Here is a 21,381-nt window from a genome sequence, read left to right as displayed (position 1 = left end):
CCCGGGAGAACCCGATGACCGTACGACTCGCCCAGCTGGCCGGACGGGCGCTGCGCCCCGTCCTGCTACCGGTCCAGTTCGCACTGCTGCTGTTCACCCTGCGGCTCGGCCGGCTGCGGGCCGCCCGCGCGCGCGGCGACCGCGGCGCGATCAGCATCGAACTCGCCCTCGCCATCATCGCGTTGGTCTTCGTCGCGGGCGCCGTGGCGACCGCGCTCTACCTGCTGAAGGACAAGGTCGTCCAGAAGGTCGAGCAGGACCCGAACATGCCGGGCGGCGCGGGCGCGGGCGGCGCCACCAAGTGATGCGTCCTGCTCTCCGCCGCAGGGGCGACCGGGGGTCGATGAGCGTGAGCCTCGCCATCGTCTTCCCGGTCGTCCTGCTGCTCCTGCTGCTCGTCGTCCAGGCCGCGCTGTGGTGGTACGACCGGCAGGTCGCGCTCACCGCCGCCCGCGAGGGCGTGGACGCCGGGCGGGTGCAGGGCAGCGCGACGGACGGCGAGAAGAACGAGGCGGCCCAGCGGCAGGCCCGCGACTTCCTCGACCGGCAGGGCGTGCACGAGTACACGGTGCGGACCGACGGCAGCACGGCGGAGACCATCCGGGTCACCGTGCAGCTGAGCCCGCCACTGCTGATACCCGGGCTCAAGGCCGCCGTCACCCAGTTCGCCGAGGCTCCGCGCGAGCGCTTCGTACCGCCGGTGGTGAAGCCGTGAGGGGCGCGCCGCGGGCACCGGGCCACTGGCGGCAGCGGCTTCGGGTGCGGCCGCGCCGACGGGACCGGGGCGGGATCGCGATCGAGGCGGCGATCGTCGTGCCGGGGGTGGTCGGACTGGTCCTGGTGGCCATCGCCGCCGGGCGGGTGCAGACCACGGCCGGCACCGTGGAGGCCGCCGCCCGGGCCGGGGCCCGGACCGCCTCCCTGCAGCGCAGCGTGGACGGGATGGACCAGCCGGCCAGGGACTCCGCCCTCGCGACGCTGCGCCAGCAGGGCGTGTCCTGCCGCGACGGGGACGTGCGGGTCGGCAAGGGGGAGCTGAACCTGCCGGGCGGACCGGTCACGACCGTCACCGTCACGGTGGTCTGCGACGTGGAACTGGCCGACCTGCTCGGCGGACCGTCCGGGGTGCCCGTGACGAAGCACCTCGTCGGCGAGTTCACCTCGGTGGTGGACCGTTACCGGGGCACATGACGGCGCGCGGCGCCGTCACCGGGAAGACGGGGGATTGGAGAAGGCCCGTGCGGGGGAGACGCAAGCGGAGAGCGCCCGGGGGATGACACAGCGGTACCGAGTGGCGCCCGGTGGGGGCCGGTGGGGAGAACAGCGTGCGACGTGGGGGGAGGGGACGGAAGTGGTGAGCCGTCTGCGGCGACGGCTGTCGGCGCGCCGGTCCGACCGGGGCGCCGTGGCCCTCTTCGTGGCGATCTGCGCGGCCTACGTCGTGCTCGTCATCGCCCTGGTGATCGACGCCGGCGGCCGGCTGCGGGTCGCCGAACGGACCGACGCCTACGCCCTGGAGGCCGCGCGGGTCGGCGGCCAGCAGCTCGACCAGGCGGCCGTCCTGCAGGGCAAGGGCTTCAAGGTCCAGGAGAAGTACGTCCGGGACGCCGCCGACGCCTACCTGGGCCTGTACGGCCTGCGGGCAGGCGACGTCGAGTTCTCCGGTGACGGCAAGGTCGTCACCGTCACGGTGCGGGCCGACTACCGTCCGGTCCTGCTGGGCGCCCTCGGGGAACGGAAGGTAACGGGCAAGGGCAGTGCGACCCTCGTCCACGGAGTCGAGAAAGCGGAGACCGACTGATGGCCGCGCCACGTGCCAAGGACCAGGCCCGTACCGCCCAGGCCCGTACCGGCCGGGCCGGGACCTCCCATCGAGCCGGAGGTGTCCGAAGGCACACCACCCCGGCGCCCCGACCACCCCGCGGGCGCGGGCGCGCCGTGATCACCGCGCTCGGCGCGCTGGTCACCCTGCTCGCCCTGCTGTTCGGCGTCCCCGCGCTGCTGCTGTACGGCACCGAAGCGGTCGCCGGGATGGGCGAGGTCGCCTCGGGCGGGGTGGGCGAGGCGCTCACCAGTCCGGACGACGGACGACTGTTCCTGTGGGCACTGGTGGTGGTCGGCTGGCTGGCCTGGGCGTGCTTCGCGCTGTCCGTCCTGCTGGAGGTTCCCGCCCAGCTGCGCGGCCGGATCGCCCGCCGCATTCCCGCCTTCGGCTGGAGCCAGCGGCTCGCGGCCGGGCTGGTCGGCTCGGTGCTCGCGCTGCTGCCGGTGGCCGGCTCGGCCTTCGCCGCCGTCCCCGAACTGAACCACAGCCCGGTCGTCCAGGCGCAGTTGACGCCGGGCGTGCAGCGCGCCGCACTGACCGCCGCGCAGGCCGCGCCGGCCCTGACCCCGGCCGCCGAGCAGCAGACCACGTACACGGTGCGCGACGCCCGGCCGGCCGACAGCCTGTGGTCCATCGCCGAGCGCCAACTGGGCTCGGGGGAACGGTGGGTGGAGATCGCCAAGCTCAACGACGGCCGGGTGATGGGCGATTCGGGTGTCCGCTTCGACGCCGACCGGCCGATCCAGCCCGGCTGGGAGCTGCTGATGCCGGCGGACGCCAAGCCGGACGAGGCGAGGACGCCGGAACCGGCTCCCGCCCCGGCTCCCTCCGGGGACGCGGCACAGGGCGCGCCGCAGGGGACGCCGCAGAACGTTCCGCAGTCCGGCACGGAGGCCGGGGGGGCCGGTGGTGCGGGTGGTTCGGGTGCTCAGCGGACCGTCACCGTCCAGGCCGGGGAGAGCCTGTCGGCCATCGCCCAGCGGGAGTTGGGGGACGGCGAGCAGTGGCCGAAGCTGTTCGAGGCGAACAAGGGGGCCCAGGCGCCGGACGGGGAGCAGCTGACGGACCCGGACGTGGTGGTGCCGGGGATGGTGCTCACGGTGCCGGGGGCGGGGGCCGCCGCTCCGGCGCCTGCCGACCAGGCTCCGGCTCCCGCACCGGCTCCGGCGCCCGTCGACCAGGCTCCGGCACAGACCCCGGCGCCGGGCGCTCCCTCGCAGGGCGCGCCGCAGTCGGCCCCGGTGCCCGCGCCCACGCACGCGCCGACCCACGCTCCCGCTCCCGCCGCGCACGCCGATCCGGCCCCCAGTGACGACTACACCGTCGCCCTCTCGGCCTCCACCGTTGGCGTCCTGCTCGCCGCCATCATGGTCGGCGCCGTCGCCCACAAGCGCGGCACCCAGCAGCGCGCCCGCCGCCCCCGGCACCGCATCGCGATGCCCGAGGCCGAGGCCGCCGCCTTCGAGAACGAGCTGCTGGCCCGGCAGGACCAGGCCGGACTGGAACTGCTGGACCGCGCCCTGCGCACCCTGGCCCGCAACACCGTGCGCGGCGGCAAGAGGCTGCCCGCCATCGTCGCCGCCCGGATCACCCAGGGCCGGACGATCGAGCTGCACCTGTCCGGCCCGGCCACCCCGATCGCGCCGTTCCACGCCGCGCATGCCGCCAACGTGTGGTGGTGCGGCGCCGACTCCGGCGACCTGCTCAGCCCCGGCCAGGCCCGGAAGACCGCCGCGCCGTACCCCGCGCTGGTCACCCTCGGCACCTCGCCGGACGGCTCGGTGGTCCTCGCCGACCTGGAGGCCGTCCGGCTGCTCCACCTGTCCGGCCACCCGGACGACGCCCGCGACGTGCTGCGCACCCTCGCCATCGAACTGGCCCACAGCCCGCTCGCCGACCGGCTCCACCTGCACCTGGTGGACCTCGCCGAGGAGGTGCCGATCAGCGGCCCGGCCGCCGAACGCGTGCACCGCCATCCCACCCTGGAGGCCGCGCTCGCCGCCCTCGGCCCGCGCACCGCCAAGGCCCGCGCCACCCTGGTCGCAGCCGAGGCCACCAGCCCGCGCGAGGCCCGCAGCCGGGGCCAGGCCGACGAGTCCTGGACGCCCGAGATCGTGCTCTGCGCCCACCAGCCCGGTGGGGACATCCCGGCCGAGCTCGGGCGCCTGCTCGACGCCCGTCCGCGCACCTGCGTCGCCGTCATCACCCGCGCCCCCGAGCGGGGCACCGGCCCGGTCGCCCGCTGGACCCTGCCGACCTCCGGGCAGGCCGCGATTCCGGGCCTGCACCTCACGGTCGAGCTGCAGCGGCTGAGCGGCCAGCAGTACGACCAGGTCGCCGAACTGCTCCGGGTCGCCGACGACACCACCCAGCACCCGGCCCCGGCCTGGACCCTGGACGGGCCGGAGGACGCCGACACCACCGAACTGCCCGCTGCCGTACCGGTGCTGGCCGCCGTCGGGGCCTCGGTCGGGGAGGCCTCGGTCGCCGGGGCTTCGGCCGGTGGCGCCCTGGCGGGTGGGGCCTCGGTCGGCGGAGGCTCGGCCGGAGGGACTTCGGCCGGTGCGGCGGAGGAGGGCGCGGACGCGGCTGCCGGCCCCCGGCTGCTCGCCCGGGTCATCGGCACCGGGGCCAGCCCGTTCGCGGGCACCGATCCGGTGACGCCTGCTCCTGCTACGGTTCCTGCCGTCCTACCGGCTCCGGTTCCGGCCGGTCCGGCGCGGTTCGCCGTCAACGGACAGGGGCGGCAGGCGGCCGGCGACGAGACCACCCGGGACCTGCGGCGGCCCGGCCTGCCGGAGGGCGAGGGGGCGGCCGAGCCGGGGGACAGCTCCTCGGAGTCCACGGCGACGGTCGTGCTCGCCGTTCAGCCGGTCGTGCCGCAGCCGGTCGTGCCGCAGCCCGTCGTGGCGGAGTCGGCCGTGGTGGAGCCGGCCGTGGCGGAGCCGACCGCCTCGAAGACGGTCGAGGATCCGTCGCCGTCGGCCGATCCCGCTCCGGAGCCCGCTCCCGAACCCGCCGTCGCCGTCGGGAATGGGCCGACCGGGGCCGCGGAGACCGCCGAAACCGCGGATGCCACCGGTGCGGAGGAACCCGAGCCCGTCGTCGAGCCCGGCCCCGCCGCGCTCGAACCCGGCCCCGCAGCCGTCGCCCCGGTCGCCCGGACCGCGCCAGGCCGCAGCGACAGCGACGACCTGCTCGCGATCCTCCGCTCCCCGGAGGCGCACGCCCCCCGCAACGCCCCTCGGATCCGGCTGCTAGGCCCGGTGGACGTCGCGGGAGTCCTCGGCACCGCCTCACCCGGCGCACTGCCACGGCTCACCGAGCTGGCCGTCTACCTGGCACTGCGCCCGGGCTCCGGCCGCCACGCTCTCGACCACGACCTGCACCCCGGTGCGGCGCACCTCGACCCGCACCCCACCGCAGCCGACGCCAAGAGCCCGCTGCCGGCCAAACTCGCCGACCTGGCCGCCTGGTTCGGCACCTCGCCGGAGGGCCGCGCCTTCCTGCCCACCGAGGGCACTGAGGGCACCGAGGGCTACTCCTTCGCTCCGGCGGTCACCTGCGACTGGGACGAGTTCCGCAGCCTCTACCGGCGCGGCATGCGCAGTACCAGTGCCACTGCCGACGCGGCCCTCGCCCATGCGCTGGCCCTGGTCCGCGGCGCACCGTTCGCGGAGGCCCCGCCGGCCTCGTACGGCTGGGCCGAGGCCGAGCGGCAGGACATGATCGCGGCGATCGTCGACACGGCCCACGAACTGGCCGCCCGCCGCCTGCAGTACGGCGACCACCGCAGCGCCGAGGCCGCCGTCTTCCGCGGCCTCGCCGTCGCCCCGGACGTCGAACTGCTGCACCGGGACCTCTTCTACGCCTACGCCTCGGCCGGCGCCCGGGACCAACTCCTGCGTGCCGTCAACCGGTTGGACGCACTCAGCCGCCGTACCGGCCGGGACCTGGACGCCGACACCGTCGCGCTGCTGCGGGACCTGCTCGCGGGTTCCTGACGCGGACCGCCGACTGCCCGGCCACTCCCACGGGGGTGGCCGGGCAGTCGGGTTGACGGGCCGGCGGCGGATGTGGCGGCCCTGTGGGAATCCCGTACGGATGTCGTCGGCGCGCATTGGGCGGCCGCCGATCGGCGGGGCCCGGCGGCTGGTCAGACCGTCCGCAGCCAGGCGTCCAGGGCGGTGAAGTCCGCCTCGGTGAGCCCGCGTCGGGGGTCCACCCGGTGGAGCAGGGCGCGATTGGGGGAGTGGGCGGCGACCCAGCGGCGGTCGGCCTCGGTGATCTCGTCGTCCACCCAGGCGAACGGCCGTCCGGCAGCCCATTCGACCAGCGCACGGGTCTTCCAGTGCACGCCGTCCGGCTCTCCCGTGGCGTCCGGGTCGTCCACCGGCCAGTCCACGACGGGCAGTCGGGGCAGGCCGAGCCAGGGCGCGAGGCACTCGTTGGCGTCCTCCAGCCAGGTGGTGGCCCACACCGGCTCGCCCGGCAGGCCCAGCAGCCGCGGCCCCAACTCCGGGTCCACGCGGGCGATCAGCGGGTTCCCGCCCGGCGTCGTGCCGGGCGGGACGTGCGGGCTGCGGTAGGTGGGGTAGCCGCCGTGGGGCGGGTCGCCGAAGGGGATGAGGGGGCCGTCCACGTCGAGGAACAGCAAGGGACGATCGGTATCGATCATGACGGCACCTTAGCGGGGTGGGGTGGGTGGTCCGGCGCGCCGATCGGCCACCCGGCCTGGAACGGGTGAGCCGGGATCTCGTAGGGTGGCGCGCACGGAGTGTGGTGGCAGGCACCATGCAGGCAAGGGCATCAGACGCCGCGGGAGCGGCGGGGCGGGGCGGTGACCAGGAGATGGCGGAGACGACAGCGGTTTCCGGAGGTCCCGACCCGGCAGCCGACTCGGGTCCCTGGGACGCCGTACCGCCACCCCCGCGACTCCCGGCCGAGGAGCACCCGCCCGGTCCCGCCGCGCTGTACGAGCCGCCGCCGGCGCCCCCGACCGCTCCCGCTCCGGTCGCCGCTGCCGTACCAGGCGCCGGACCGGCCTTCGGGTTGGGCGCGCAGGGGGGCGTGCCGCCGGTCGGGCAGGCGCCCACACCGCCGCCCGCGCCCCCGGCCGCACCGCCCGTTCCGCCCACCGGGTGGACCCTCACCGGGCTGCCGGCCGCCGGGGCCGCCTCCTCTGCGACCCTGCCGCCGTTCCCGGTCCAGAGCGCGGCGCGGGGTGCCGAGGCCGTCGGCGCGGGCGGGCCGGGGGCGGGCGGGCTCGGTGCCGCTCCGCGCGGGCGGATCCTGGTGATCGAGGGCGGGTACGGCAACTCCGGCCGCCGCACCTGGGGCCGTGGCGGCCCGACCCAGGCACCGGTCCTCTCAGCGATGCTCGCCGCCGTCTCGCCGCAGGTGCTCCTCGCCGCGGACGCGGTGGACGCCGTCCACCTCCCCGGGGCCGGTGACCCGCACACCGTCCTCGCCCACCTGCGCGCCGCCTCCCGGCACCCCGGACCGCTGCTGATCCACCTGGGTGGCCACGTCGTCGCCGACAAGCGCGGCGGGCAGCTCCAGCTGACCCTGCGCGACGCCAAGCAGGACGGCCTGCCCTGGCAGGCCATCGCCGCCGAGCTGAGTCACCGTCCGGCCGAGTGGCAGACCCTCGTCATTGCTGACCTGAGCGCCGACCAGAACGCCTGGCCGTACCTGCAGGGCACCGTCTCGCCGCTCAGCGAGGGCATCCCGCTGTGGGCGGTGGTCAGCCCGGACCCGGAGCAGATCGGCACCTTCACCCGCGCGCTGATCGAGGCGCTGCACGGTGGCCGGCCCGGCGCGGGCGAGGTGCTCGCACCCGAGCAGCTGCGGCAGCAGGTGTACTCGGTGCTGCGGCCGGATGTGGTCATCCTGGCCACGCACGCCCCGGACCGCCCCGTCTTCCGCAACACCGCCCGTCGCGGCGAGGGCCCGTCGGCCGAGGTGCCGCCGGTGCCGGCCGCCGGTGCCGCGCCCTCCGACATGCCGCCGCCCCCGGCACCGTCGCTGCCGCGTCCGACGGAGCCGCGGGACGCCGTCCCCGAGCGGCCGGTGCCGACCCCGGCTGCGGTACCCGCGCCGTCCGTCGGGTCCACCGAGTCTGTCGGGTCCACCGAGTCCGCGGGTTCCCCGGTGGCCGCAGGCGGTCCGGTCAGCCTGGTCAAGCCGGGGGTGCCGCCCACCCCGCCGCGGCCGGCTCGCCCGGTCAGCCTGCTGAAGGCGGGCGAGGCCGCTGAAGCACCGGGCGTGACCCTGCGCAAGCCGACCCCGGCCGACGCCGCGCCCGAGGACAGCGCACCCCTGGCGGGCGTCACGCTCCTCAAGTCCGGGCCGGAGCCGGCGGACGATGCCGTCACGGAGCCCGAACTCCCGCAGGAGGAGGCCATGGTGGCCGCCGAGGCTGAGGTGGAGGCGGTCGGGGCGACGGTGGAGCCGGTGGCCGAGGAGATGGGCGAGGATGCGACCGGGGAGGTCGCCGAGGAGGCGTCCGCGGCCGTGGAGGGGCTTGAGGTCGTGGAGGGGCCCGAGGCCGAGGTCCCCGAGGTCGTGGAGGAGCCCAGGGACTCCGTCCCGGTGGAGCCCGTGCCGACGGACGAGGCGCCCGCCGAGCAGCCTCCCGTCGGGGAGGTGCCGGCCGAGGAGGTGCCGACTGACGAGGTGTCGACCGGCGAGGCGCCCGCTGACGTCGTTCCGGCCGACGCGGCACCTGCTGACGAGGTGCCGGCCGACGCCGTGCCGCAGGACGCAGTAGCGGCCGACGAGGTTCCCGCCGACGCGCCGCCCGCCCCCGGCGACAGCGCGGCCGACACCCCGGCCGGCACCTCTGGCGAAGCCCCGGCCGGCGAGGCCGCTGCGGCCGGCCAGCCCCGCGCGGACTATCGCGAGGTCATCGGGCGGATCGTCCGTAGCGCAGACGTGGGGGACCACGCCGCCGCCACCGACCTGGCCTTCGCCCTCGAACTGGAGGCGATCGCCGAGCACGGTGCCGTCTCCGAGACGGTGTTGCAGGTCCGGCAGGTCCGGGCGCACGTCTGCCGGCTCGCGGGCCGGTCGGCCGAGGCCGCGGACATCTACCGCGAGGTGGCGCTGACGCTGCTGCGTTCGCAGGGGCCGGACCACCCGGAGACCCAGCGGGCGGCCACCAACGCCGAGGCCTGCTGGCGCGCGATCACCGATCGTACGGAGGCCATCCGGATCGCCCCGGAGATCATCGAACTGCGCGCCTACCTCCCGGGCCCCGACGGCCGCAAGCTCCGTGCCGCCGAGCGCTATCTTGCCCAGCTGGCCGCCACCGGCTGACGGCAGACGGCCGAAGGCCGGCGGGGAACAGCAGACAGCGGACGGATCACAGCAGACAGAAAACAGAAAACAGCGAACAGCTGACAGATTTCGAAATCTGTCAGCTGTTCGCTGTCATTTGTTACCTGTCACTCGGTGTCCGGTGACACGCCCGCTCAGCGACCGGCGATCGCGTGCACGAACGTCGCGCCGTCGATGGTGCCCAGACCGCTGGCGAGGTCGTAGCCCTCGGTGGCGTTGTAGCCGGTGACGCCGTCCCAGCCGTTGTCGCCCTGCTTCACGTCCACGATGCCGCTCCACTTGCCCGGCAGCAGGTTCAGGCCGTACAGGCGCCAGTTGAGCTGGCCGAGGCGGTGGCCGGCGAGCTGGTCCGCGAGCGCGACGACGCCCGAGAACAGCGGGGTGGCCTCGCTGGTGCCGCCGGTGAGGTGCCAGCCGACCGAGGTCGGGTCGTAGGACTCGTAGGTCCAGGCGGCGCCGTCCACGGCCGCGCTCATGCTGATGTCCGGGGTGCCGCGGTGGTTGCCGGTGACGTCGGCGACGCCGGCCTGGTACCACGGGCGCTCGAAGACGCCCGAGACGCCTCCGCCGCCGGCGCCGGACTTGTCGTGCCACACCTTGTCGGGTGCGGTGCGCTTGCCGGAGTCGTCCAGGGTGAGCTGGGTGCCGCCGATGGAGGTGACCAGCGGGTCCGACGACGGCCAGGAGTTGACCTTGTACGGGTACAGGTCGGTGCCGTTCTCCTTGGCGTCGGTGGCGCCGTTGTCCCCGGAGGCGGCGAGCACGGTCACGTTGTGGTCGGCGGCGGCCTGGAAGGCGTACCGCAGGTCGGTGAGCGACTTGAAGTCGCCCTTGTCGTAGCCCGGGAAGGTGTTCTCGGTGGCGCCGAAGCTCTGCGAGATGACGTCGGCCCGGCCCTGCTTGATGAGGCTCTTCTCGGCGTCCATCATCTCCGGCAGGCCGGTGGTGCCCTCGGTCTCGGCGACGCCGGTCTCGACCAGGATGATGTGCGCGTCGGGGGCGATCGCGTGGGCGTACTCGACGTCCAGGGTGGTCTCGCCAGCCCAGCCGGTGTGGTCGGGGTTCTTCGGGTCGAAGGCGGGGACGTTGCCCCACTTGACCACCTCGACGTTGGTGTCCGGGATGCCCCACTGCTTGTCGAAGACCTCCAGGTCGTGCTGGATGGTCGGCGAGCCGAAGGAGTCGACGATGACGATCGTGCGGCCCTTGCCGGTGATGCCCTCCTGGTACAGCGGGTTCAGGTTGTAGGCGGTCCGGTACTGGAGCGGCGAGTAGCAGTGGATGCCGATCTGGCTGACGCACTGGGTGGTGCTCAGCGGGGCGACGCGGCCCTGGGCGTTGTGGTGCCCGAAGGAGGCGGGGCGGACGTGGACGCCCGCGAGGTCGTGCGCGGGGGCGGCGATCGCGGTGCCGGCGGTCGGCACGGCGACGGTGCCGGCCGTGAGGGCGGTGGCCCCCACGGCGAACAGGGCCAGGGCGCGGCGGAGGGTGGCGGGGCTGCCCATGGGGCTCCTTGGGGCGCAGGGCCCGACGTGGCTCGGTCGGGTCGGTCCGGCCATCCCATCGAGAGCTGCATGATCATGCCATAGTCAATTGGTGGGGTCCCATGGTAGAGGCCATGGTCATGCTCGGCCACGCGAAAAGGTAAAGGTCGTCCCAGGGGAAGGTAACCCCCCGCCTGGGACGATTCGGTGACGACCAGTCAGGACAGCGCTAACGCGCCCCGCCGTTCACGTACAGCGTCTGCCCGCTGACGTACGAGGCCTCCTCGCTGGCCAGGAAGGCGACGACCGAGGCGATCTCCTCCGGCTGCCCGACCCGGCGCAGCGGCGTCCGGGCGGCGACCTCGGCCTGGTGGTCCTCGGCGCTGCTGCCGACCCGTTCGGCGGTGGCCGCGGTCATCGCGGTGGCGATGTACCCGGGCGCGACGGCGTTGACGTTGATGTTGAACGGCCCGAGCTCGATCGCCAGGGTCGCGGTGAGGCCCTGGATGCCGGCCTTGGCGGCCGCGTAGTTGGCCTGGCCCCGGTTGCCGAGCGCGGAGCGCGAGCTGAGCGAGACGATCTTCCCGTACTTCTGCGCCACCATGTACTTCTGTGCGACGTGGCTGCAGTTGTACGCGCTGGTCAGGTTGACCGTCAGCACCGCGTCCCAGTCGGACTTCGGCATCTTGAAGAACAGGTTGTCCCGGGTGATCCCGGCGTTGTTGACCAGGATGTGCACCCCGCCGAGGTCCGCCGCGACCTGCGCGAACACCGCCTCCACGGCGTCGTAGTCGGCCACGTCGCAGCCGTACGCCCGGGCGGTGCCGCCCTTGGCGGTGATCTCGGCGACCGTTCCGGCCGCCCGCTCGGCGGTGAGGTCGACGACGGCGACCGCCGCGCCCTCCTCCGCCAGCCGACGGGCGGTGGCCGCTCCGATGCCCTGCGCCGCGCCGGTCACCACGGCGACCTTCCCAGCGAACCGTGTCATGTGAACTCCTTGGAAGTTTGGATCAACAGGCGACGAGCGGCAGGCGACGGCCGGCATCCGACGGATGACAGATAACAGATGACAGATTTCAACATCTGTTACCTGTCATCCGTTCGCCGTCCTCCGCCATCAGCCACCCGCCGCCGCCGGTTTGTCAGACGTTCTCGACCAGCACGGCCGTACCCTGCCCCACACCCACACACATGGTGGCGAGCCCGCGCCGGGCGCCGGTGCGGCGCATCCGGTGCAGCAGGGTGGTGAGGATGCGGGCACCGGAGCCGCCCAGGGGGTGGCCGAGTGCGATCGCCCCGCCGCTGGGGTTGACCATTTCCTCGGCCTGCTCCGGGCTGAACCCGATGCCGTCGGCGGAGGCGAGCGCCTGGGCCGCGAAGGCCTCGTTCAGCTCGGCGGTGTCCAGGTCGGCGAGCGACCAGCCGGCCCGTGCGAGCACCTTCGCCGTGGCCGGGACCGGGCCGATGCCCATGACGTCCGGGTGCACCCCGGCCGAGGCGCCGGCCACGTACCGGCCGAGCGGCCGGAGCCCGAGGTCGCGCAGCGCCTCCTCACTGACCAGGACCAGCCCGGCCGCGCCGTCGTTCATCGGCGAGGCGTTCCCGGCGGTGACCGTGCCCCCGGGCCGGAACACCGGCTTGAGGCCGGCGAGCTTCGCCAGGCTGGTGTCCTCGCGGATGCCCTCGTCCCGGCTCACCGTCACCCCGTCCGGCCGCTCGACCGGGACGAGTTCGGCGTCGAAGTGCCCGTCCTTGCGGGCGGCGCCGGCCCGCTGGTGGCTGCGCAGAGCGAAGGCGTCCTGGCGCTCCCGGCCGATGCCGTACCGGGTGGCCACCTCCTCGGCCGTCTCGCCCATGCTGAGAACGCCGTGCAGTTCGGCCATCCGCGGGTTGGTGAGCCGCCAGCCGAGCCGGGTGTCGAAGGTCTCCATCCGGTGCGGCAGCGCCTCGTCGGGGCGGGGGAGGACGAAGGGGGCGCGGGTCATCGACTCGCAGCCGCCGGCCAGCACCACGTCCGCCTCGCCGGAGCCGATGGCCCGGGCGGCGAGGGTGACGGCCTCCAGGCCGGAGGCGCAGAGCCGGTTGACGGTGGCTCCGGGGACGGTCTCCGGCAGGCCGGCCAGCAGGACGGCCATCCGGGCGGCGTTTCGGTTGTCCTCGCCGGCCTGGTTGGCGGCGCCCCAGTAGACGTCGTCGATCCGGGCCGGGTCGAGCGAAGGCACGTCGGCGAGCAGGGCACGCAGCACGGTGGCCGAGAGGTCGTCCGGGCGGACCGTGGCGAGCGCGCCGCGCAGCCGGCCGATGGGTGTGCGGCGGGCGGCGGCGAAGTAGACGGGACGCACGTCGTCGGGCTCCTTGTCGGGTGGCGGGAGTGCTGGTGGCAGGGGTGCTTGGTGGCGGGGGTGCTGGTGGCGGGGTCAGAAAGCGTTGACGCCGGTGAGGGCGCGTCCGATGAGCAGTTGGTGGATCTGGCTGGTGCCCTCGTAGAGGGTCATCACCCGCGCGTCGCGCAGGTACTTGCCGACCGGGTACTCGTCGATGAACCCGTAGCCGCCGAAGACCTGGAGCGCGTTGTTGGTGGCCCGGACGGCGGCCTCACTGGCGTACAGCTTGGCGATGGAGGACTCGGTGGCGAACGGCAGGCCGCGCTCGATGTGGTCGGCGACCTTCCAGGTGAGCAGCCGGGCCGCCTCGACGTCCACGGCGATGCCGGCCAGCAGCTCCTGGACGAGCTGGTGCGAGGCGATCGGCTTGCCGAACTGCTCGCGCTCGCCGGCGTAGCGGACGGCGGTCTCCAGGCAGGCCCGGGCGATGCCGACGCAGCCGGCCGCCACCGACATCCGGCCCTTGGCCAGGGCGGCCATGGCCACCGTGAACCCCTTGCCTACCTCGCCGAGCCGGGCGCTGTCGGGCACCCGGACGTTCTCGAAGGAGAGTCCGGCGGTGGCCTGGCCGCGCAGGCCGAGCTTGCCGTGGATCCCGGTGCGGGTGAAGCCGGGCAGGCCGGTGGGGACCAGGAAGGCGGTGATGCCCCGGTGGCCCTGCCGGTCGGGTCCGTCGCCGCCCGTGCGGGCGAAGACCAGGGCGACGTCGGCCCAGGTGCCGTTGGTGATGAACGTCTTGGCGCCGCTGATCAGCCAGTCGTCGCCGTCCCGGACGGCCCGGGTGGTGAGGTTGGCGGCATCCGATCCGGTGCCCGGCTCGGTGAGCGCGAAGCAGCCGAGCGCCTCGCCCGAGGTGAGCCGGGGCAGCCAGTGCCGCTTCTGCTCCTCGGTGCCGAAGGCGTTGACCGACTTGCCGACCAGGCCGAGCGAGACCGAGACGATCCCGCGCACGGCCGAGTCGCCGCGCCCGAGCTCCTCCAGGACGAGGCAGTACGCGAGGTGGTCGCCGCCGCTGCCGCCGTACTCCTCCGGGATGGTCAGCCCGAGGAAGCCGACCTTCGCCAGCTTGCCGATGATCGCGAGGTCGACGGACTCGGCGCGGTCCCACTCGGCGGCGTACGGCACGATCTCGCGGTCGGTGAAGGAGGCGGCGAGGTCCCGGACGGCGCTCTGCTCCTCGGACAACTCCAGGTTCACGGCGGCTCCCGAATCCGGCGTCCATGGTCCGGCGTCTGGGGCCGACCCATTAAACTAGCGCTGCAAGTTTTATGGGGGGACTGTAGCCCCGCCCGGCCCGCGCTGGGAAGGGGCACCTGCCAGAATCGGTCCCCAGCACACCCGACCGGAGGAACCGGAGGAACCCGCCGCGATGGCCCGTCCACGCACCCCGCTGCTCAGCCGCGAGCGCATCGTCGCCGCCGCGCTGCGGCTGATCGACGACGAGGGGCTGGACGCCCTCTCCACCCGCCGACTCGCCACCGAGCTGTCGGTCAGCGGGCCCTCGCTCTACAACCACTTCGCCACCAAGGACGACCTGCTGGACGCGGTGGTGGACAGCGTCATCGGCGAAGTAGACCTGTCGATGTTCAAGGCCGCCGGCACGCCCTGGCCGGAGGCGCTGCGCGACTGGGCCCGCTCCTATCGCGCCGCGCTGGCCGCCCACCCCAACATCGTCCCGGTGCTCGCCCAGGGCCCCGGGCGGCGGCCGAACGCGCTGCGGCTGGCCGACGCCGTCTTCGGCCACCTGGTCGAGTCCGGGTGGCCGCGCGGCCAGGCGACCAGGATCGGCGCACTGATGCGCTACTTCGTCACCGGCTCGGCGCTCGCCTCCTTCGCGGCCGGCTTCCCGGCGGACGCCGAGGTCTACGACGCGGCCGACTACCCGCACCTCGGCGAGGCGCACCGGCTGGCCGGGCACCGGGGAGCGGTGGACGAGGGCGCTTTCGAGACCGGGCTGGAGGCGCTGCTCGACGGGCTCGCCCTGCGCTACGCCCGGTTCGCCGAGCGGCCCTGAGGCTCTGCCCGGCGGCTCTGAGGCGATGCCCCGCGGCCCTGAGCGTGTTGCGCGGCGCTCCTGAGGAGAGGCCCGACGGCCCTGAACCCCGCCGGAACGGCGTGCGCTCCGTAAGCTCGCCGGCTCCGCAGAAACGATTCGGCCCCCGCGCCTCCGTGCTGATCGCGACGGGGTGCGGGGGCCGGGAGTCCGACGGGCGGATCAGCCCATGTCCTCCAGTCGGACGCCCTTGGTCTCCTTCATGAACTTCGCCACGAAGAGGATGGACAGCGCCGCGAAGGCGGCGTACACGAGGTAGGTCGCCGACAGGTTCCAGCGCGACATGGACGGGAACGAGACGGTGATCACCCAGTTCGCGATCCACTGCGCGGAGGCGGCGACGGAGAGGGCGGCGGCGCGGATCCGGTTCGGGAACATCTCGCCGAGCATCACCCAGACGACCACGCCCCAGGACATCGCGAAGAACAGCACGAAGGCGTTGGCGGCGACCAGGGCGACGGTGCCCTGGAGGTCGGGGAGGGTGAGGTTGTCCCCGCTGCCGGTGGCCGAGGAGAAGGCCCAGCCGGCGGTGCCGAGCGCGACCGCCATGCCCGCCGAGCCGATCAGGGCGAGCGGCTTGCGGCCGATCCGGTCGACCAGCACGATCGCGATCACGGTGCCGAGGATGTTGATCACCGAGCCGACGAAGCTGATCAGCAGCGAGTTGCTCTGGTCGATGCCGACCGACTGCCACAGGATCGACGAGTAGTAGAAGATCACGTTGATGCCGACCAGCTGCTGGAAGACCGACAGGCCGATGCCGACCCAGATGATCGGGAGCAGGCCGAACCGGCCGCCGAGCAGGTCGCGGAAGCGCGGGCGGTGGTCGGAGGCGATCAGCGTCCGGATCTCGGCGATCCGGGCGTCGGCGTCCACACCCTCGCCCTCGACCTCGGCGAGCACCTTGCGGGCGTCGTCCAGGCGCTCGGCCTGGATCAGGTAGCGCGGGGACTCGGGGATGACCGAGGAGAGCACGAAGTAGACCGCTGCCGGGACGACGCAGATGCCGAGCATCCACTGCCAGGCCTCCAGGCCGAGCAGGTGGCCACGGGTCTCGCCGCCGGCGGCCTGCGCCAGCAGCCAGTTGACCAGCTGGGATATCGCGATGCCGAGCACGATCGCGGCCTGCTGGAAGGAGGCCAGCCGGCCCCGGTACTTGGTCGGCGCGACCTCGGCGATGTAGGTCGGGGCGATCACCGAGGCGATACCGATGGCTGCGCCACCGAGGACGCGCCACAGCGCGAGGTCCCAGGCGGAGAACGGCAGCATCGAGCCGACCGCGCTGACCGCGAACAGCAGCGCGCCCGCCTTCATGACCTTGATGCGGCCGTACCGGTCGGCGAACCGCCCGGCCAGTGCTGCGCCGATCGCCGAGCCCAGCAGGGCGGAGGACACGATCAGGCCGGTCACGCCGCTCCCGACGCCGAACTTCTCCTGGATCCCGGAGACGGCGCCGTTGATCACGGAGCTGTCGTAGCCGAACAGGAAGCCGCCGAGGGCCGCTGCCGCGGTGATGAAGACGACGAAGCCGAGGCGGCCGGGCGCGGGGGCCTCGACCGCCCCGGAGGGCTTCTGGGTGACGCTCACGATCTGACTCCTGGTACTCAACGCTGAGCTCGGTAGCCGAGATCGTAACCCCTATTCGTTTAAGTCTTGTACATCAGGACCCTCAAGTTTCGCTCTGAGAATTCGTAAGGTGAACAAGCAAATTGGGCCGCCCGGGGCGCGCCGGTCAGGCCGGCGAGGCGAGCGAGAGTCCGAACCGGCCTTCCGGGTCGGTCCACCAGTGGCTCAGTCGCAGCCCGGCCACCGCCAGCTCCCCGGCCACCCGCTCCCGGCGGAACTTGGCCGACACCTCGGTGCGCAGTTCCTCGCCCCGGGTGAAGTGCACCGGCAGGTCCAGGGCCGGGATCTTCACGGTCTGCGTGCGCAGCGAGCGCAGCCGCATCTCGATCCACTCCTGCTCGGCGTCCCAGAGCGCGACGTGCTCGAAGGCGTCCGGGTCGAAGTCGGCGCCCAGTTCGCGGTTGAGCACGTTCAGCACGTTCCGGTTGAACTCGCCGGTCACCCCGGCGCCGTCGTCGTAGGCGGCGACCAGCACCGCGGGGTCCTTGACCAGGTCGGTGCCGAGCAGCAGGAAGTCGCCCGGGTCGAGGGCGGCGCGCAGGCCGCGCAGGAAGGCCGCGCGCTCCGGGGGCAGCAGGTTGCCGAGGGTGCCGCCGAGGAAGGCGACCAGTCGTGGGCCGCCCTCCGGGGGCAGGCCGAGCCTGGCGGTGAAGTCGGCGAGCACGCCGCGCACCGCGAGCCCGGGGTACTCGGCGGCGAGCGCGACGCCGGCCGTGGTCAGCGCGCTCTCGCTGACGTCCACCGGGACGTACGTCTCCAGGGTGCCGAGCGCGCGCAGGGTGTCCAGCAGCAGCCGGGTCTTCTCGGAGGAGCCGGAGCCCAGCTCGACCAGGGTGCGGGCCCCCGTGGCGGCGGCGATCTCGCCGGCCCGGGCGGTCAGGATGGCCCGCTCCGCGCGGGTCGGGTAGTACTCGGGCAGCCGGGTGATCTCCTCGAACAGTTCGCTGCCGCGCGCGTCGTAGAACCACTTCGGCGGCAGCCACTTGGGCTGCGCGGTCAGCCCGTGCTGAACGTCGTGGCGCAGCGCGGTGCTGAAGTGGTCGGCGGGCAGCAGTCGGGTGAGATCGAAGGTGTCCATGACAGGGTGGTTCCTCTGTTCAGAAGATGAAGGGAGAGTGGGGGTCAGTCACGGCCGGGGAGGCGGCGCACGGTGACGCCGCGTGAGTCCACCAGCAGCAGCGAACCGTCCGGGACGGGCGTCCAGCCCGGCGCGTCGTCGTACGGCTCGGAGGCCACCACCGCGCCGAGGCCCGGCAGGGTGCGGTGGTACAGGGTGTCGCCCCAGGTGGTCGCGGCGATCGTGACGCCGTCGGTGAGCAGCAGGTTGAGCCGCCCGGTGGCGTGCTCGGTGACGTCCGCGACGGTGCCCGCCAGCGCCTCGCCCAGCCCGGCGCCGGCCCGCAGCCGGTGCAGGGTGAGCGCCCACAGCAGCGCCGAGTCGGTGCGCGCCTCCAGGTCCAGCAGCTCGGCCGGGGGGAGCAGGGCGGCCAGCGCGTCCAACTTTCCGGGCCAGCCGGCCACCGCGCCGTTGTGGCTGAACAGCCAGCGCTCGGAGGCGAACGGCGCGGCCGCGCCCTCGCCCGGCGCGCAGCCCTCGGTGGCGGAGCGGACGGCGGCCAGCAGCGCCCGGGTGCGGACCACCCGGGCGAGGTCGGCGAAGGTCTCGTCCGCCCAGATCGGCCCGGTCCGGCGGTAACGGGCGGGCACCTCGTCCCCGCCCGCGTACCAGCCGAGGCCGAAGCCGTCCGCGTTGACGGTGCCGTACTGCTGGACCCGGGGCGCCCAGGACTGTCGGTACAGCCCGCACGGCGGGTGAACCAGCAGCTCCTGGGGTGCCACCGGCTCGCCCAGGTAAGCGATGTGACGGCACATCAGACCGGCTCCTCGTCGCGCGCGGTGCGGAACCCGGCGAAGATCTGCCGCCGGATCGGGTAGTCCCAGTTGCGGAAGGTGCCCCGGCAGGCCACCGGTGCCACCGCGAAGCAGCCGCCGCGCAGCACCTTGTACTCGGGGCCGAAGAACACCTCCGAGTACTCCTGGTACGGCCAGGCCCGGAAGCCCGGGTAGGGGCGGAAGTCGCTGGCCGTCCACTCCCACACGTCGCCGATCAACTGGCGGACACCGTAAGGGGACTGACCCTTCGGGTAGCTCCCGGCCCCGGCCGGGCGCAGGTGGCGCTGGCCGAGGTTGGCGTGCTCGGGGCCGGGCGGACCGTCGCCCCAGGGATAGCGGCGGGAGCGGTCGGTGGCCGGGTCGTGCCGGGCCGCCTTCTCCCACTCGGCCTCGGTCGGCAGCCGCCGTCCGGCCCACCGGGCGTACGCGTCGGCCTCGTACCAGCTGACGTGCAGCACCGGCTCGTTCGGAACGACCGGTTCCACCGTGCCGAAGCGTCGGCGGAGCCACTGGCCGTCCTGGTGGCGCCAGAACAGCGGGGCGGTCAGGCCGGCATGCTGCCGGTGCTCCCAGCCTTCCGGCGTCCACCAGCGCGGGTCGTCGTATCCGCCGTCCGCGATGAAGCGCTGGTAGGCGGCGTTGGTGACCGGGGTGGTGTCCAGCAGGAAGGCCGGCAGGTCGACGGCGTGTGCCGGGCGCTCGTTGTCCAGCGCCCACGGCTCGGTGTCCGTGCCCATGGTGAACGGGCCTGCGGGGATGAGGACTTCGGAGGGAAGGGTGGTCGCGTCCGCGGGTACGGGCGGTGGCGCGGGAGCCGCCAGGGCCGGCTCGCCCCTGCGGAGTTGGTGGGTGATCAGCATCGTCTCGTCGTGCTGCTGTTCGTGTTGGGCGATCATCCCGAAGGCGAACCCGGCCTCCAGCAACGGCGCGCCCTCCAGCGGGCTGGCGGCCAGCAGGTCCAGCACCCGGCCGCGCACCTCGTGGGCGTACGCGCGGGCCTCGGCGGGCGGCAGCAGCGGCAGGCTGGGGCGCTCGGCGCGCGGGTGCTGGAAGGCGTCGTAGAGCGGGTCGATCTCGGGGTGCATCGGGTCGCGGCCGCCGACGTTGCGCAGCAGCCAGAGCTCCTCCTGGTTGCCGATGTGCGCGAGGTCCCAGACCAGCGGGGACATCAGCGGGGAGTGCTGGGCGGTGAGGTCGCCCTCGTCGACGCAGTCGGTCAGTGCGGCGGTCCGGGCGCGGGCGGCCAGCAGTTCGGCGGCGATGCTCTCGCGCAGCGCCTCGGCGCTGGTGACGTCGGGGGCGCTGACAGCGCCGGTGCGGTCCGTGCTGCCCGCTTCGGTGTCCCCGTGGGGTCGGACGTGGGTCATGGTGCGGCCTCCTCCGGGGGAGTGCGTCGGGTGCCGGAGCGCAGGGCGTCCAGCTGGTCGTCGGCCGGGCAGCGGCCGCGCGCGGGGTAGCGCTCGGCGAACTCGGCGACGGCGCTACGCAGCGCCCCGGCACCGGGAAGGCGGCCCAGCGCGGCGTCGGCGGCGGCGAAGCAGGTGAGGGCGGCCCGGCGCAGCTCGGGGTCGGCCATGGCCAGGGTGGCGGCGCGGCGCCAGACCTCGCTGCGCGGCGGGCGCGGGCCGCTCGCCCCCTCCGGTCGGTCGAAGGGGTCCAGCGGCTCCAGCGCGGCCAGCGCGGCGTCGGCGGCCACCGGGTCGTCCAGCAGGGCGGTGACCAGCGCGGCGACCACCACCCAGCCGTCCCCGGGCTGGGCGTCGATCATCCGCAGCTCCAGGTGGCCGCGCGGGCGCACCGGCGGGAAGAGGGTGGTGCGGTGGTAGTCCAAGTCGTCGAGCGTGGGCGGGCGTTCGCCCGCGCCGCGGATCCAGTCGCGGAAGGTCAGCCCGGCCGGGGCCGTCCAGGGCAGGCCCTCGGGCCGTCGCACGCACAGCACCCGGGCGTCCAGCACGTACTGTGCCCAGGCCTCGCGCGGGTCGCCGTGGTCCGGCTCCGGGGCGAGCGTGCGGGTCGGGTCCATCCGGGACCAGACAGCCTGCCGGGTGGACCGGTGACCGGTCGGACGTCCGTCCAGGACAGGGGAGTTGGCGAAGGCGGCGACCAGCACCGGGCCCAGTCGGTGGGCCAGCCGCCAGCGGTGTTCCATCGCGTGCGGGCCCTTCGCGTCGCCGGCGTCCAGGCACACCTGCACCGACGCGGTACCGGTCATCATGATCCGGCCCCAGGGCCCGGCGGAGTCGAAGAAGTGCTCCATCGCGAGGTAGCGGGGGTGATCCAGCACCATCCGTCGGGGGCGGGCCAGCGGGTCCGTCCCGGTGCCGGTGAGTCGCAGGCCCTGCGTCGCGAAGGCGGCCCGCAGGGCGGTCAGATCGCGGCGAGTTTCCTCGACGCAGGCCAGGAGGCCGGTGGCGGGCGGGGAGCTGAGCTCGACCTGCCCGCCGGGTTCGAGCGTGAGACGCGAACCGGAGGGGAGCGAGGTGCCGTCCGGGCCGCCGAGGGGCAGCGACTCCAGTGCGGCGTGGAGCAGTTCCGGCCGTACGGGCCGGGAGGGACATCGATCGTCATGGACGAACCACTCGACCTCCACACCCACCAGGCGGGGCGGTCCGATCTTGAAACAGACGCCCGACACGTGGCTGCGCGCCCCCGATTCGGTCAGCGGGGTCACCCCCGGCGGGGGCAGTGGCGTGCTTTGCCGGTCGGGCGGAGTGGTGCGGGATACCGGTATCACCGGACTCACCATCCTCGGGATCACGATTGCGGCCCGGTCTA

The 21,381-nt window shown here is 74.1% G+C and carries 17 protein-coding genes; 7 read left to right on the top strand and 10 right to left on the bottom strand.

The features are described from left to right. Positions 1 to 14 precede the first annotated feature (14 nt). The 5 genes from ACIRRH_RS19630 to ACIRRH_RS19610 all read left to right on the top strand — a co-directional run bounded on the left by ACIRRH_RS19630 (position 15) and on the right by ACIRRH_RS19610 (position 5,829). Positions 15 to 305, top strand: a complete 291-nt coding sequence (locus ACIRRH_RS19630; RefSeq protein ID WP_224283819.1) for a hypothetical protein — start codon at positions 15 to 17, stop codon at positions 303 to 305. 38 nt (positions 306 to 343) lie between these two features. After that, positions 344 to 715 carry a TadE/TadG family type IV pilus assembly protein gene (locus ACIRRH_RS19625; RefSeq protein ID WP_263455575.1) on the top strand — a complete coding sequence of 124 codons (372 nt, stop codon included), beginning with the start codon at positions 344 to 346 and terminating at the stop codon, positions 713 to 715. Beyond that, positions 712 to 1,191: a TadE/TadG family type IV pilus assembly protein gene (locus tag ACIRRH_RS19620; RefSeq protein ID WP_224283817.1), complete on the top strand. Its 480-nt coding sequence runs from the start codon at positions 712 to 714 to the stop codon at positions 1,189 to 1,191. The genes ACIRRH_RS19625 and ACIRRH_RS19620 overlap by 4 nt, the downstream gene beginning before the upstream one ends. Before the next feature lie 160 nt (positions 1,192 to 1,351). Next, positions 1,352 to 1,801, top strand: a complete 450-nt coding sequence (locus tag ACIRRH_RS19615) for a hypothetical protein (RefSeq protein ID WP_403068666.1) — start codon at positions 1,352 to 1,354, stop codon at positions 1,799 to 1,801. Then, complete coding sequence (locus tag ACIRRH_RS19610; protein WP_403068663.1) at positions 1,801 to 5,829, top strand: LysM peptidoglycan-binding domain-containing protein; 4,029 nt, start codon at positions 1,801 to 1,803, stop codon at positions 5,827 to 5,829. Before ACIRRH_RS19615 ends, ACIRRH_RS19610 begins: the two co-directional genes overlap by 1 nt. 152 nt (positions 5,830 to 5,981) lie before the next feature. Here the strand turns inward: ACIRRH_RS19610 and ACIRRH_RS19605 are convergent, their stop codons facing one another. Then, entirely contained in the window at positions 5,982 to 6,503 is a 522-nt protein-coding gene (locus ACIRRH_RS19605; RefSeq protein ID WP_403068660.1) for an HAD domain-containing protein, read from the bottom strand. 374 nt (positions 6,504 to 6,877) lie between these two features. Between ACIRRH_RS19605 and ACIRRH_RS19600 the strand changes: the two genes are divergently transcribed. Then, positions 6,878 to 9,145 (top strand): hypothetical protein, encoded by a 2,268-nt coding sequence (locus ACIRRH_RS19600; protein ID WP_403068658.1) that lies wholly within the window; start codon positions 6,878 to 6,880, stop codon positions 9,143 to 9,145. Positions 9,146 to 9,300: 155 nt separating this feature from the next. On the opposite strand, the gene ACIRRH_RS19595 is transcribed toward ACIRRH_RS19600, so the two are convergent. The 4 genes from ACIRRH_RS19595 to ACIRRH_RS19580 form a co-directional block, all read right to left on the bottom strand. After that, positions 9,301 to 10,671, bottom strand: a complete 1,371-nt coding sequence (locus tag ACIRRH_RS19595) for a S8 family serine peptidase (RefSeq protein ID WP_403068656.1) — start codon at positions 10,669 to 10,671, stop codon at positions 9,301 to 9,303. Positions 10,672 to 10,879: 208 nt separating this feature from the next. Continuing rightward, positions 10,880 to 11,638, bottom strand: coding sequence for a 3-oxoacyl-ACP reductase FabG (gene fabG, locus ACIRRH_RS19590; protein WP_403068653.1), 759 nt, complete (start codon positions 11,636 to 11,638; stop codon positions 10,880 to 10,882). A gap of 154 nt (positions 11,639 to 11,792) precedes the next feature. Continuing rightward, positions 11,793 to 12,992, bottom strand: a complete 1,200-nt coding sequence (locus ACIRRH_RS19585) for a thiolase family protein (protein ID WP_403068650.1) — start codon at positions 12,990 to 12,992, stop codon at positions 11,793 to 11,795. Positions 12,993 to 13,067: 75 nt separating this feature from the next. Next, the gene (locus tag ACIRRH_RS19580) at positions 13,068 to 14,231 is read right to left on the bottom strand and encodes an acyl-CoA dehydrogenase family protein (protein WP_403068647.1); all 1,164 of its coding nucleotides are present in this window, start codon (positions 14,229 to 14,231) and stop codon (positions 13,068 to 13,070) included. Between the two features lie 172 nt (positions 14,232 to 14,403). Between ACIRRH_RS19580 and ACIRRH_RS19575 the strand changes: the two genes are divergently transcribed. Next, positions 14,404 to 15,048: a TetR/AcrR family transcriptional regulator C-terminal domain-containing protein gene (locus tag ACIRRH_RS19575; protein ID WP_403068645.1), complete on the top strand. Its 645-nt coding sequence runs from the start codon at positions 14,404 to 14,406 to the stop codon at positions 15,046 to 15,048. A gap of 201 nt (positions 15,049 to 15,249) precedes the next feature. Here the strand turns inward: ACIRRH_RS19575 and ACIRRH_RS19570 are convergent, their stop codons facing one another. The 5 genes from ACIRRH_RS19570 to egtA all read right to left on the bottom strand — a co-directional run bounded on the left by ACIRRH_RS19570 (position 15,250) and on the right by egtA (position 21,241). Continuing rightward, positions 15,250 to 16,677 carry a sugar porter family MFS transporter gene (locus ACIRRH_RS19570; RefSeq protein WP_403069172.1) on the bottom strand — a complete coding sequence of 476 codons (1,428 nt, stop codon included), beginning with the start codon at positions 16,675 to 16,677 and terminating at the stop codon, positions 15,250 to 15,252. 142 nt (positions 16,678 to 16,819) lie between these two features. After that, complete coding sequence (gene egtD, locus ACIRRH_RS19565) at positions 16,820 to 17,791, bottom strand: L-histidine N(alpha)-methyltransferase (RefSeq protein WP_403068642.1); 972 nt, start codon at positions 17,789 to 17,791, stop codon at positions 16,820 to 16,822. Positions 17,792 to 17,835: 44 nt separating this feature from the next. Then, positions 17,836 to 18,585, bottom strand: a complete 750-nt coding sequence (gene egtC, locus ACIRRH_RS19560; protein ID WP_403068639.1) for an ergothioneine biosynthesis protein EgtC — start codon at positions 18,583 to 18,585, stop codon at positions 17,836 to 17,838. After that, positions 18,585 to 19,973, bottom strand: a complete 1,389-nt coding sequence (gene egtB / locus ACIRRH_RS19555) for an ergothioneine biosynthesis protein EgtB (RefSeq protein WP_403068637.1) — start codon at positions 19,971 to 19,973, stop codon at positions 18,585 to 18,587. The genes egtC and egtB overlap by 1 nt, the downstream gene beginning before the upstream one ends. After that, a complete protein-coding gene (egtA, locus tag ACIRRH_RS19550; protein ID WP_403068634.1) occupies positions 19,970 to 21,241 on the bottom strand; it encodes an ergothioneine biosynthesis glutamate--cysteine ligase EgtA in 1,272 nt (423 codons plus the stop codon). The genes egtB and egtA overlap by 4 nt, the downstream gene beginning before the upstream one ends. Between the last annotated feature and the right edge of the window lie 140 nt (positions 21,242 to 21,381).

The sequence above is a fragment of the Kitasatospora sp. NPDC101235 genome (genome assembly GCF_044767505.1).
Taxonomy (GTDB): Bacteria; Actinomycetota; Actinomycetes; order Streptomycetales; family Streptomycetaceae; genus Kitasatospora.
Note: the sequence above shows the minus strand (reverse complement) of the source record. Positions and strands in the feature narration are given on the sequence as shown.

Coding starts and splice junctions, on each gene's coding strand:
- ACIRRH_RS19630 (WP_224283819.1), top strand. CDS start 15: ATGACCGTACGACTCGCCCAGCTGGCCGGACGGGCGCTGCGCCCCGTC.
- ACIRRH_RS19625 (WP_263455575.1), top strand. CDS start 344: ATGAGCGTGAGCCTCGCCATCGTCTTCCCGGTCGTCCTGCTGCTCCTG.
- ACIRRH_RS19610 (WP_403068663.1), top strand. CDS start 1,801: ATGGCCGCGCCACGTGCCAAGGACCAGGCCCGTACCGCCCAGGCCCGT.
- ACIRRH_RS19605 (WP_403068660.1), bottom strand. CDS start 6,503: ATGATCGATACCGATCGTCCCTTGCTGTTCCTCGACGTGGACGGCCCC.
- ACIRRH_RS19595 (WP_403068656.1), bottom strand. CDS start 10,671: ATGGGCAGCCCCGCCACCCTCCGCCGCGCCCTGGCCCTGTTCGCCGTG.
- fabG (WP_403068653.1), bottom strand. CDS start 11,638: ATGACACGGTTCGCTGGGAAGGTCGCCGTGGTGACCGGCGCGGCGCAG.
- ACIRRH_RS19575 (WP_403068645.1), top strand. CDS start 14,404: ATGGCCCGTCCACGCACCCCGCTGCTCAGCCGCGAGCGCATCGTCGCC.
- egtD (WP_403068642.1), bottom strand. CDS start 17,791: ATGGACACCTTCGATCTCACCCGACTGCTGCCCGCCGACCACTTCAGC.
- egtC (WP_403068639.1), bottom strand. CDS start 18,585: ATGTGCCGTCACATCGCTTACCTGGGCGAGCCGGTGGCACCCCAGGAG.
- egtB (WP_403068637.1), bottom strand. CDS start 19,973: ATGACCCACGTCCGACCCCACGGGGACACCGAAGCGGGCAGCACGGAC.